The sequence below is a fragment of the Pseudopedobacter sp. genome (assembly GCF_040392825.1).
Classification (GTDB): domain Bacteria; phylum Bacteroidota; class Bacteroidia; order Sphingobacteriales; family Sphingobacteriaceae; genus Pseudopedobacter.
This window is the reverse complement of the sequence record NZ_JBEBVH010000011.1, coordinates 1-13,312: the sequence shown is the minus strand read 5'-3', so window position 1 is coordinate 13,312 and position 13,312 is coordinate 1. Positions and strand designations below refer to the sequence as shown.

At 36.3% G+C, this 13,312-nt stretch carries 7 protein-coding genes and 1 riboswitch; of the genes, 3 read left to right on the top strand and 4 right to left on the bottom strand.

The window, feature by feature from the left end:
- Positions 1-15 precede the first annotated feature (15 nt).
- Both ABWO41_RS01580 and ABWO41_RS01575 read right to left on the bottom strand, forming a co-directional pair.
- Entirely contained in the window at positions 16-1,236 is a 1,221-nt protein-coding gene (locus ABWO41_RS01580; RefSeq protein WP_353132384.1) for an ABC transporter permease, read from the bottom strand.
- Entirely contained in the window at positions 1,233-1,871 is a 639-nt protein-coding gene (locus ABWO41_RS01575) for an ABC transporter ATP-binding protein (RefSeq protein WP_353132382.1), read from the bottom strand. The genes ABWO41_RS01580 and ABWO41_RS01575 overlap by 4 nt, the downstream gene beginning before the upstream one ends.
- Positions 1,872-2,127: 256 nt before the next feature.
- On the opposite strand from ABWO41_RS01575, the gene ABWO41_RS01570 reads away from it, so the two are divergent.
- Both ABWO41_RS01570 and ABWO41_RS01565 read left to right on the top strand, forming a co-directional pair.
- Positions 2,128-2,574, top strand: a complete 447-nt coding sequence (locus ABWO41_RS01570) for a hypothetical protein (RefSeq protein ID WP_353132380.1) — start codon at positions 2,128-2,130, stop codon at positions 2,572-2,574.
- A gap of 98 nt (positions 2,575-2,672) precedes the next feature.
- Positions 2,673-4,019: a sigma-54-dependent transcriptional regulator gene (locus tag ABWO41_RS01565; RefSeq protein ID WP_353132378.1), complete on the top strand. Its 1,347-nt coding sequence runs from the start codon at positions 2,673-2,675 to the stop codon at positions 4,017-4,019.
- Here the strand turns inward: ABWO41_RS01565 and ABWO41_RS01560 are convergent.
- Both ABWO41_RS01560 and ABWO41_RS01555 read right to left on the bottom strand, forming a co-directional pair.
- Complete coding sequence (locus ABWO41_RS01560; protein ID WP_353132376.1) at positions 4,016-6,514, bottom strand: ATP-binding protein; 2,499 nt, start codon at positions 6,512-6,514, stop codon at positions 4,016-4,018. The genes ABWO41_RS01565 and ABWO41_RS01560 overlap by 4 nt on opposite strands.
- Positions 6,515-6,575: 61 nt before the next feature.
- Positions 6,576-9,113, bottom strand: a complete 2,538-nt coding sequence (locus ABWO41_RS01555; protein ID WP_353132374.1) for a DUF5686 and carboxypeptidase-like regulatory domain-containing protein — start codon at positions 9,111-9,113, stop codon at positions 6,576-6,578.
- Between the two features lie 228 nt (positions 9,114-9,341).
- Positions 9,342-9,454: riboswitch (SAM riboswitch) on the top strand.
- A 121-nt stretch (positions 9,455-9,575) separates the two neighbouring features.
- On the opposite strand from ABWO41_RS01555, the gene metH reads away from it, so the two are divergent.
- Positions 9,576-13,226 (top strand): methionine synthase, encoded by a 3,651-nt coding sequence (gene metH, locus ABWO41_RS01550; RefSeq protein ID WP_353132372.1) that lies wholly within the window; start codon positions 9,576-9,578, stop codon positions 13,224-13,226.
- The last annotated feature ends 86 nt before the right edge of the window (positions 13,227-13,312 follow it).

Genomic DNA, 13,312 nt, shown 5'->3' with positions numbered 1-13,312 from the left:
TACAATTAAAAACATCTATTTATCTGATAACACTTTTGAAATATCTGTATGATATGCCTGCAATGCAGGAATAACAGATGCAAGAATTCCCAATAATAATCCTAAGCCTAATAAATAAAACTCTTCTTTATAAAAAACATATCCTGTAAACACGTTCTGTCCTTCTTCCTGATATCCGCCTATTAACTCTACAAAACCATGTCCTAAAACAACTCCAAGCAAAGCTCCTATTATCGTTATGAAAGTACCCTCAAAAATAACAAGAAAAAATATTTTAAATCTAGATGCCCCTAACGTACGCATTACCGCTAAATCAAATTTTCTTTCTTTTAACGAATTATACAGATTAACAAAAACACTTATAGCAGATATTAAAATAATTAAATAGGCAAACCATGTTAAAGCATCCATACCTATTCCTACCAAAGAAAATAATCGCGCACTTTCCATAGCTGGGGATGCCACCTGCATAAAGGTAGACTCGTTAATCAATTTGGGAAAAGTAACAACCGATAACGGCGACTTATACTGGATTAAAAGTGATGTAATGTCTTTTCCTTCTAAGTTTTCATGAAGATGTTCATGCTCATCATCTTCATGGTGTTTGTGATGCTCTTCTCCAATTCCATGCATACGCCAAACACTACTAATATTGGTTAATACCAAATGATCGACCACCCGATCCTTCGCTTCTAAAATTCCAACAATTTTATACTCATGATCATCGTGTATATCATCATCAGAGGAAAGCCCATGTGCTCCATGAATAATTTGTCCAACCTCCAATTTATGTTTATTCGCAATTTCAGCTCCAATGGTGACTTCAAAATCTTTTTCCCAAAACTTACCTTCTTCTGCTCTCAAGTTATAAAGTTTCACAAACGATTGGTCTGTTCCAACAATTCTGTATCCTTTAAAATTGTCTCCCAAAGCCAGAGGCACAGCCATCTTAACCATTGGATTTCTGGCTACTCTTAAGGCTTCGTCATAAGGAATATTCCCTGTTGGAAAATCAACATAATAGATACTGCTTAAAATCAGTTGCATAGGGCTTCCTTTTGCTCCCACTACCGCATCTATATTTTCTGCATTCTTTTCCAGATTATTAGACAACTGGTTGGAAAGGACAAGGAGAGATGAAATGATAGCGATTCCAAAAGTCACCAATAAAACACTTAGAAAAGTACTTAGTTTTTTTACTTTCAGGTTCTTGTAACCAAGTGTCAGGATATTCATTGGCTACCTCCGTTTACCAGATATATATTTGTTATTGCGTCTTTCACCCTCTTATCATGGGTTGCAACTATTAAATCTGCCTTTTCTTTGCCTGCCTGGTTTATCAACAATTCCAATACTCGTTCTGTATTTCTGTCATCAAGGCTAGCCGTGGGCTCATCCGCAAAAATAATAGCGGGTCTATTTAAAATTGCCCGGGCAATAGATAACCTTTGTAACTGCCCTACGCTTAAATCTTTTGTGTAACTCGTCTTTTTATCTGCAAGAGCTAATCCTTCCAAAACTTCCAGAATTCTATGATTATTAGTTTTTAAACCGGCAAGAGATTGTGTCAATTTCAAATTTTCTGAAACCGTAAGACTTTGAATAAAGTAAGGTTTCTGAAAAACTATGCCCATATACTGCGCTCTAAATCTGTCAAGCTTATTACCTAATTTATAAAGATCTGTTTGATTTAATATTACTTTCCCACTTGTTGGCGACAGCAAACCTGTCATGATATTTAATAAAGTCGACTTTCCACTTCCAGAGTCTCCTAAAATCAACCAATTTTCATTATCTGTAAAAGTTGCATCTGCAAAATGTATTTGCTGGCCTGTAGGATAGGTATGAGCCAGCGATTCTATAGCAATCATAGAGTTAAAAATACACTTTATATCTAAATCTTCAGGTAATTCCTGTTTAGATTGATTATTATTTCAACAAACTGTGGAAAAATTCCACAATTCAAAAAACACAATTAAAACATATAAAAATCTCAAAACCAAACATTTACACACAAAACAACTTCTTTGGCACCATTCTGTACTATACTTTGGCATACTTAGCTTTTAAACAGCATCGAGTATCGAAAAATAAATGGTTAGTTATAAAAATTAAAATTTAAAGAGTATGAAAAATTTCATTTTATCAGCAGTAGCATTAGTATTCGCAGGAGTTTCAATGACAGAAGCAAAAACATCAATCAATACTTCTTTTTCTTTACAAGATACTGTAAAAAAAGATACGGTTTCGACCCCTGCAGATACCTCTAAAAAGGACAAAAAAGAATATTCAATGGTTCAATATACTTCTGAGCAAGATACTACTACAACACCTGCTCAACAATCTCAAGAGCAAGCAGCTCCTGCTGCCGCAGAAAATAAAGCAGAAGTTGCTTTAAATGATTTGCCAGATGCAGTTAAGCAAACTTTAACAGCAGATATTTTTAAAGAATGGGTTCCTGCAAATGCCTATCATGTAACAGGTGGCGCAACTGAGCATTATCTGATTGAGGTTAAAAAAGGAGAAGAATTAAGAACTATTAAAATAGGCACGGACGGTAAAGTTGTGAACTAATCTTAAAATCAACTATATATTAACAATTAAAACTTCTATTCTACAAGAGCCGGATTTCATCCGGCTTTTGTATTTTTGTATGGTTTCAAGAACAATCTATGAAGAATATACTAATAGTTGAAGATGACTCTACTTTTGCCCAGTTATTGGAGGGATTTTTGTCTAAGCACAGTTTCACAACCACTTTGGCCAATTCCGTTAAAAGTGCATGGCTGCATTTAGAGAAATCGTTGTTTGATCTTACTTTACTTGATTACAGGCTTCCGGATGGTGTTGGTTTAGATATTCTTCTAAAGATGAGACAACAGGATATTAAAACTCCTGCTATTATTATGACGAGCTTTAATGATGTTCGTACGGCAGTTAATGCTATGCGCTCGGGGGCGTTTGATTATATCACGAAACCAGTAAATCCTGACGAATTATTGATGATTATCAATAACGCTCTAACAAAAAAAGAGAATAGGGAAAAACCTAAGGAAGAAAACCTGGATTTTATTAAGGGAGATAGTTCTGAATCGGAAAAACTTTATAAATATGTTGATCTGGTTGCCCCTACAGATATGTCTGTCTTGATTAATGGTGAAAGTGGGACAGGAAAGGAGCATATAGCAAAAACTATCCATTTAAAGAGTAAAAGAAAGAATAAGCCTTTTATTGCCATAGATTGTGGTGCTCTTTCTAAAGAATTGGCGGCCAGCGAATTATTTGGCCACGTTAAGGGAGCTTTTACCGGTGCTTTAACAGACAAAAAGGGCCAGTTTGAAATGGCTAACGGAGGTACTCTATTCCTCGACGAAGTTGGAAATTTAAGTTATGATGTGCAGGTAAAGTTATTAAGAACATTACAGGAAAAAACCATCCAGCCTGTAGGAAGCACAAAACAACTTAAAGTTGATGTGAGAATTATCACGGCTACAAATGACGATCTTAATGATAGCGTAAAAAACGAAAATTTCAGAGAAGATTTGTATCACCGCATTAATGAATTTAAGATATTAATGCCTCCTTTAAGGAGCAGAGGAAAAGATTTAGAGCTATTCATAGACTATTTCATTAAACAGTCTAATAAGGAATTAGGCCGAGATATTAAACAGCTCAATCCGGAAACTAAATCTTTATTGTTAAAATATGACTGGCCGGGGAACCTTCGCGAACTAAAAAATGTCATTAAAAGAATGGTTCTTCTCACTTCTGGGGAAATTGCAGAAGTTAGCTCTCTTCCAGAGGAAATGATAGCATCTATTAATAGCAGCAAAATCATTGATAATAATAAGCAAGAATCTGGTGCTACAGGATTAAAAGAAATTAACGAAGTGAACGAAAGAGCTTTAATTATTGAAACTCTCGAAAAAGTTCGGCACAATAAATCCAAAGCTGCAAAAATTTTAAATATAGACCGAAAAACGCTTTACAATAAAATGGATAAGTATGGAATAGATTAATCTAGTTTCCTCTCAACCAGCTGCATAAACAAAGCAATTTCCTGCTGTAGTTTTTTCATTTTATTTAGTAAAGCCGGGCTCATTACAGATTGCCCGTTCAACTCCAATTCAGCCACACGAAGTTCTTCGCCTAATTTTTTTCCGCCAAATTGTGAAATACGTCCCGCCAGGCGATGCGACACCATAGCCAATTCTTTGCTATTTTTCCCCTTTAAAGCTATATCCAATAAATTGCTGTCTTTTAAGGTATCTTCCAAAAATGTATGTATCAGTTTATTGAATTGTTCTGCATCTCCCAAAGTCATCTTTTCAATTGCAGAGAAATCTACATTTTCTACTGGGAATGTTTGATGGCTTACACCAAAAATCTTAATTAAATCCTCTTCTCGGAATGGTTTGTGTATAATTCCATCGAACCCACTTTTTAATAAGATTTCCTTTTCTTCCGGCAGAACCTGAGCGGTGAGAGCTAAAATTTTGACATCAGTGGGAATTTGTTCTCGTAGCCGTCTGCATAATTCAACTCCATTCATATTCGGCATTCTGATATCTGTAAGAATTACTGTTACAGCGTTATCCCACGGTTCATTCAGTAAATCAACCGGATTAGAAAAACATTTATGGGCTATATTATGATTATTCAAAATAGTGGAACACAAATCCAGAATAAATGCATCATCATCTATTAGCCAAACCTTGCCTTTTGAACGAATTGGAATTGTCAACATTTCAGGTACTACATCTGCCTCAGCATCATCTACAACTTCATATTTCAGATAAACAGTAAAAGCAGATCCCTCTCCTAATTTACTTCTGACACTAATACGACCTCCTTGTTGCTCTACTAATAACTTCGTTATTGATAATCCTAAACCTGCTCCCTCTTTATCAGATCCACTTTGATCTACCTGATCTCCTCTCTCAAACTCATTGAAAATATGCTGAGTTTCTTCATACGACATGCCAATCCCGGTATCTTCAACAATAAACATAAAATGAAGATCATTTTTATTCTTTTTACACGAGACATTTAACGCTACATGTCCTTTATCGGTGTACTTAATACCGTTTCCCAACAAATTATAAAGAATTTGTTTTAGCCGGAATGCATCGCCTTTTACATAAGAGACATCTTCGATATCGAAATCGGAATAAAGTTTAATCCCTTTCTTTTCTGCATGATATTTCAATACAGTAAAGACTTCCTGTAAAAGATTTTCCATTTTAAAAACTGTTGGAGTAATGGAAATTTTGCCAGAAACAATTCGGTTATAATCTAAAATTTCATTAACGATATGCATCAAATGCTCCGAGGAATAATAAATTGCATCTATATGCTTTTTTTGAATTTCCTTTTCCTTTTTGATAAGTTCTGAAAATCCTATAATAGACTGAAGTGGTGTTCTAATTTCGTGACTCATATTGGCGAGAAAGCGTTGTTTTGCCATGCTATGGTACTCGGCTTCCTCTTTTGCTGCCTCCAGTTGTTTTCTGTATTTATTTCCTTTACTAACGTCGCGTAATATAAAGTAAAGCAATACTAAAGTTACCAGAAAGAAAACCAGAATAATGATAGTAATTCTCTTAATTCCATAATTAACTACAGCTTTTGCCTGATTATTTTTCGCTTGTATCTGTTTTACAGCTTCAATCTCAACCTGCCGAAGCGTCGTTAGAAGCCTGCTAAACAACAAATCGTTAGTATAAATAAACATCGCTTCTGTATTAAGGAATGTCTGACTTTTTTGTCGCTGTGCTTCTTCAATGGATCGCATAGAAGCTCCTACATTGCGCAATATGCTGTCTTGCCTGTTCAGCGCAATAGTATCCAACTTTACGTTTAGCTCTTCGTTAATAATGTTATATCCGGGATTTTTCGGAGTCTCTTTCTTCTTGCCAAAAATCCGGTTAAAAAAACCTTTCGATTCTTCCGCCTCCCGCTTTTCCTCCAGTTCATAGATAGTTGTCGTTAGCGTTCGTTTTTCCGACTCCAGAATGGTGCTGTCCGTTTTTCTTGCATTTTCCTCAACCAAATCGTTAATAGATTTTAGTTGACTTTCGAGTGATTTATTATTTAAAAAACCTCGTCTGTCTGCCAGGTATTCATTAAATAATTTATCTCTTTCTTTTAAAAGCTTTTTCATCGACACTATCCTTGCAAGCTGGATAGTATCATCCTGATATTTAAGTTGAAGCGAATCAATTATTGCTACAAGTTCTTTTGACTCCTTTTGTAACTGCTTGTAATTACCCTTGCTTTTCAGACTAATAGATTTCTGAAGTTGCTCTAATCTTACCACCTTCAGAGAGACATTATTTACTAAACGGAGGCGATCTGTTGGCTCAGAAACGTTTTCTACGGTATCCAGAATTTCATCAAATGCAATTTTTGCCGTCTCCCAAGCAAGATAAAGGGCTACGCAGGCTATAATGGATGCGATTACAATTTTCCATTTGATAGATTTTTGAAATTTATGTTTGGGCTTTAGCACCATATGAACAAATATATTCCTTTAATAATCTAAACGAAAAAAAGTCCTGTTACATATCAAAACTTTAAAAATCAAACTTCACGCGGGCTCTTACTCCCCACTCAGAAACTTCCGGATGATTCAGATAATTAAAACGTTTTACAGCATCTACTCTAAGTACCTTAAAAATGTTTCCTAAACCTATACTGCCTTCCATATACGGTTCATTACCTAAGGAATATGTTCTGGACTGTCCATCTGCAAACAGAGGAAATCTGTAAGTGTTACCGGTTAAATTAGGATTATTCTCCGCTCTTAGTCCTCCATAAAGCGCCTTAAATGAAACAATTTCCCGTAATTTCAGATGCTTAACCAAAGGAATTTTATTTAAGAAAAATCCATTAAAATTATGATCAATATTGAGGCTCACATAACGGTCGCTTACAAATTCCAGAAAGTTCATCAAATTATAAGCATACATTTGGTAAGCATAAGTTTGGTTTGCCCTGTGTATACTTAACAGTGGAAAAGGTAATTTCCCAAACATGTAAGCTCCCTCTGTTCTAACGTCTGAATATCCAAATTGCGAAAGGTAAAAACGTTTATCTATACTTCCACTCAGGCTATGATAATCATATTCGCCGCCTAAAACGTTTCTTAACCCCACACTATATCTCAGGTTAAAAATTGGATACTTATTTACAAAACTAGTTCGGTATACCTTACCCTGGTAAAACTTCTCATGAGGTGCATACCTTAGACTGAGCGAAACCTCACTGGTAGTCAATCTGTTTACAAAATTCTCTGAGTAAGTTTGGTAGTATAAACCTCCCGCCGGACTTTGGCTCCATTTTTTAAGCTGCAAACCATAAGAAAAATGATTTTCAAATTCCTTTATATATTCTATTTTATAAAAATCGTTATATAAAAGCATGTCATTTACGCCACGCTTAAAAGACAATAAAATGTTATCTTCCTGTATAAATTGAAGTTCTTGTCCGGGAATTTTCGTATCTCTCTGGAAACTTACCTTTATAAAATGCTGGGGAAAAGTATATATCGATTTATGATTAAAAGCGTAAGCTCCACTTAAATAATATTTCCATTTTTCGTCTTTAACTCCATAAGCCAGATAATTCTCGAAATACCAATTCTTACTAAGCTCTGTCGTAGTACGCCCGCCAACACGCAATCTAAATCCCTCTACATTATTAAAACTGTAAAAAGTATTAAATGGCCCCATATCATAACCACCCAGGTTCTGATAACCGGCAATCAGCAACGTAGCATATTTTACGGTCCTTCTGAAGGATGGAATCGTTTGTAAAGAATCTATATTTTTGTAAATACTCAATTGGTTATGTGAGATCGTATCCAATCTGTTTTCATTCCAGAAATTATCATTTCTCAAAACCGGCTTGGGTTCTACCGCAGTTATCTTCTCTTCCTTAAATACACTGTCCGGTAAGGGTTTGTTGATTTCATAATTTCTAAAAGTCACACTTCTATCACCAATAAAACCAAACCCTTTTTCCTTATTAATACCAAAGTCTACCGACAAGTGGCTTTTATTTAAATTATAGAGATTATTTTCATCGCTCTCGAAATCCAGATCAATATTCATTCCTCTAACAAAGTTGAGATTGATGTCTTTATCTACAGATAAACGGGCTTTTTTAACAGCGTATTTTCCATCAAGCGTTATATACAACTTTCCATTGAATAACATATCTCCTTTATTTCTGGCAAAAAAAGATAATTCAACCAATCTCGGCTCGGTATTTTTAACAGTATCCGTAATAAAATATTTATAAAACGTAGGAGCAGAAGTTGCAATAGGGCTTAAAAATTCATTACTAATAATAGAGATATTGTTTGAATAGATATCAACATCTTCATACATCCTTTTAAAATAGTTCTGCAAACCTTTATTATCTACATATTTTTTGTCAAATTCTGCCTGCTTTTCCCCTATAATAACTGTCTTTTTAAAATTCGGATCTTTTCTGAAAAAATTATCCGACAATTTTTCTTCTATATAAACCGGGAGGATATATTTACCACCAAACTTACCGGAATCCTGCTCCTGAAATAAAAACTGATAATTCTTAAAAAGCTTATTATTCCTGAATTTGTCAGATATATTGTCCATAGAGAATGTCATTTTCTCATATTTCCGATAAGAAATAGTATTTAAGTCGGCAGCCCTGTTAGAATCTTTGTGTTCTATAACTTTCCTTATCAGCTCGACGGCAGGGTTATCTTTATTACTATATTTTGCCTTATTCTTTTTAGTAATTACGATCTGTTTAAGCTCTTTGGCAGAAGGATTCATTAAAACCTCTATTCGTTGAGTTTTACCCACAGTAATAGGAACTATTTTTGTTTCATATCCCATGTATACAAATTTCAAAGCACTGTATGATGCACTTGTACTGATGGTAAAAAAACCATCCATGTTTGTCTGCGTTCCGGCTTGCGTTCCGTTAAAAAAAATATTGGCAAAAGGGATTGTTTCTTTCGTAGACGCATCTTTAACTACCCCACTAACTATGGTTTTTTGCGCAAAAACTTCTGTTCCTAGTAAACTCCAAATGAGCGTTACTAATACATATCTTAACATAAGATTTCAAAATTGAGATCACCGCTAAAAAGGATTCTGATGAATTACCTTTTGTAGCGAAAAATATGTTGCAATTTTAAGAGAAGTTTTCTTGACTTTTCTAATAAAAAAGTCAGATATTCTAATTTTTACATTTTGGAAACATAAGTTTCGCGTAACGATTTCTCGCCATTTAAAAGCATCTGCTTAATTATTTGCATTTCATCAAACTATATTGCATCTTTGCATCGCTTATAAAGAAAGACGGAGGGATTAGACCCTACGAAGTCTTAGCAACCTGTGCTTACAAGGTGCTAAATTCTACTCGGTTTAAAACAGGTGTAAATCGGGAAAGATAAGTAAGAGTTCACGGACTTAAATACATGCCGGATTTTCTTCATTAAGCTTTTGCTAACAGCCATAACAGATGGAATTTGAATTGTTAAATTCTTAATAGTTATGTTGCATTGTGACGGTGTCATTATGAATATCAGAGAAGAATTAAAAAAACGTATTTTGGTTATAGATGGTGCAATGGGTACCATGATCCAAAATTACAAACTTAATGAACAGGATTTTCGTGGCGAGCGGTTTAAAGACCATCCTTGCGATGTTAAAGGCAACAACGATTTGCTAAATATTACCCGCCCGGATATCATCAGAGCTATTCACAAAGAATATCTTTTAGCTGGTGCCGATATTATTGAGACTAATACCTTCAGTACGCAGAGGATTTCCATGGCAGACTATCAAATGGAAGATCTCTCTTACGAATTAAGTTATGAAGGCGCAAGAATAGCAAAGGAAGTCGCTTTAGAGGTAACTGCTTTAAATCCGGACAGACCAAGATTTGTTGCCGGTGCAGTGGGACCCACTAATCGAACGCTTTCCATTTCTCCAAATGTAAATGACCCTGGATTTAGAGCTATTTCTTTTGACGAATTAGAATCAGCTTATTATGAACAAATTAGAGGTTTAATTGATGGCGGTTCCGACATAATTCTGGTAGAAACTATCTTCGATACCCTAAATGCGAAAGCTGCAATTTTTGCCATAAAAAGATACGAGCAGGTTATAGGCAGGAAAATAGAAATCATGATTTCCGGTACCATTACGGATGCTTCGGGACGTACACTTTCCGGTCAGACCACAGAAGCATTCTGGAATTCTATGCGCCATGGCGATTTACTTTCTATCGGCTTAAACTGTGCTTTAGGAGCAAAAGATATGCGTCCGTATATACAGGAGCTATCAGAACTGGCAGATGTTTTTGTTTCCGCATACCCAAATGCCGGCTTACCAAATGAATTCGGCCAGTATGACGAAACGGCCGAGCAAACTGCTGGTCTTTTAGACGACTTTCTGTCGTCCGGCTTCCTAAATATGGTAGGTGGCTGTTGCGGAACAACACCTCAACACATAAAACGAATAGCAGAAACAGCAGCAAAATATTCACCAAGAAAAGTAGCACAGCCAGAACGCTGGATGCGTTTATCTGGCCTGGAGGCAGTAAATATTAAACCTGATAGTATATTCGTAAATATTGGTGAGCGTACCAACATTACCGGTTCCCCAAAATTCTCTAAGCTTATTTTAAGTGGAGATTATGAGACTGCACTTTCTGTTGCCCGTCAGCAGGTAGAAGGCGGTGCGCAGGTTATTGATGTCAACATGGATGAAGGAATGCTGGACTCCGTTGCAGCAATGACTAAATTCCTTAATCTGATAAGTTCAGAACCTGATATTTGTAAAGTACCGGTAATGGTCGATTCTTCTAAATGGGAAGTGATTGAGGCTGGCTTGAAATGCTTACAGGGAAAAGGAATTGTCAACTCTATCTCGTTAAAAGAAGGTGAAGAAAAGTTTAAAGAATCCGCCAGAAAGATAAAACAATACGGTGCAGCAACAGTAGTTATGGCTTTTGACGAAAAAGGTCAGGCCGACAATTATGAACGCCGTATAGAAATTTGTAAAAGATCTTACGATATACTGGTGAATGAAGTTAACTTTCCTGCAGAAGACATCATTTTCGATCCAAATATTCTAACAGTGGGTACCGGGTTGGAAGAACATGCAAACTATGCCGTAGATTTCATCAATGCAACCCGCTGGATAAAAGAAAATTTACCTTATGCCAAAGTAAGTGGCGGGGTATCAAATATATCGTTCTCTTTTAGAGGAAATAATCCGGTAAGGGAAGCTATGCATTCGGCCTTTCTCTTCCATGCCATTAGAGCCGGTTTGGATATGGGTATCGTAAATGCGGGAATGCTGGAAGTCTATGAGGAAATTGAACCGGAATTATTGGTTAAAGTAGAAGACGTTCTCTTAAACAGAAGACCTGATGCCACAGAAATCTTAGTTGATTTTGCCGAGACTGTAAAAAATAAAGGAAAAGTCGTCGTAAAGGATGAAGAATGGCGTAAAGGAACTGTAGAAGAAAGGCTTTCTCATGCTTTAGTAAAAGGTATTGTTACTCATATTGATGAAGATGTTGAAGAAGCTCGACTTAAATATGCCAGACCTTTAGAAATTATAGAGGGGCCTTTAATGGATGGTATGGGTGTTGTGGGCGATCTTTTTGGTTCCGGAAAAATGTTTTTACCGCAGGTAGTAAAATCGGCAAGGGTAATGAAAAAGGCCGTAGCGATTCTTCTTCCCTATATCGAAGCTGAAAAGGTAGAAGGAGAAAGCAGTTCGGCGGGTAAAATTTTAATGGCCACGGTAAAGGGAGATGTTCATGATATCGGAAAAAATATCGTTGGTGTTGTTCTGGCTTGTAATAACTTCGAGATTATAGATCTTGGGGTAATGGTTCCTGCCAGCACCATTCTGGAAGAAGCAAGAAAACATAATGTTGACATTATTGGCTGCAGCGGACTAATCACTCCTTCTTTAGACGAAATGGTTCACATTGCAAAAGAAATGGAACGCGAAGGATTTAAAATCCCTTTAATGATTGGTGGTGCAACTACGTCCAGAATTCATACCGCAGTAAAAATAGACCCTAATTATAGTGGTCCGGTTATTCACGTTTTAGATGCTTCCAGAAGTGTTACTGTTTGCAGCAATTTATTAAGTAACGAAACCAGCACCGCATACAAACAGCAAATAAAAGAAGACTATGCGAAAACCAGAGATAACTATAATAAAAAACGGGTAGACAAAACGCTAAAGGATATAAAAACAGCAAGAGAAGAGCAGTTTAAAATAGATTGGAATGCAGGTTTGCCTAAAGCTCCAAATTTTGTAGGAACAAAAGCTATAGAAAACTATCCGTTAGAAGAACTTCTGCCTTATATAGATTGGACGCCTTTCTTCCATGCGTGGGAATTACGGGGAGCCTATCCGAGAATTCTGCAAGATGAAAACGTGGGTAAAGAGGCTCAAAAACTTTTTGATGATGCACAAACACTATTAAAAAGAATTATAGACGAAAAACTATTAACTGCCAAAGCAGTATTTGGATTATGGCCGGCTAATAGTAAAGGTGATGATATCTCTTTAAATGTAAATGAGCAAGAAAGGGTTATCCATACTTTGAGGCAACAAAACCAAAAACCCGCTGGTGAACCGTATTATGCATTGTCCGATTTCATTGCGCCGGAAGATACAGGTTTACAGGACTATTTTGGTGCATTTGCAGTTTCTACCGGGTTTGGCTGTGATGAGCTGGTTGCCGAATTTGAAAAAGATTTCGACGACTACAATAGCATCATGACCAAGGCCTTAGCCGACAGGTTAGCCGAAGCTTTTGCAGAGAAACTTCACGAGTTGGTGCGAACCGAGTATTGGGGTTATTCTTTGGATGAAAAACTATCCAATGAAGAGCTAATCAAGGAGAAATACCAGGGTATCCGTCCTGCTCCAGGGTATCCGGCTTGCCCAGACCATACCGAAAAAGCGACTTTATTCGATATACTTGATGTTGAAAACAGAATAGGACTAAAGCTAACGGAAAGCTTTGCGATGTATCCGACAGCAGCCGTTAGCGGATATTATTTTGCACATCCGCAATCCAGATACTTCGGAGTTGGAAAAATAGCCAAAGACCAGGTAGAAGATTATGCGAAACGCAAAGGAATGGATTTAGAAACAACAGAAAAATGGTTAAGCCCTAATTTGGGATATTAGTTAGTTGTTAGTATTTAGTGGTTAGACATGCCGAATTATCAAAAGTATACGGAATTAGAAGTCTGGAAGCAAGCCAGAGATTTAGC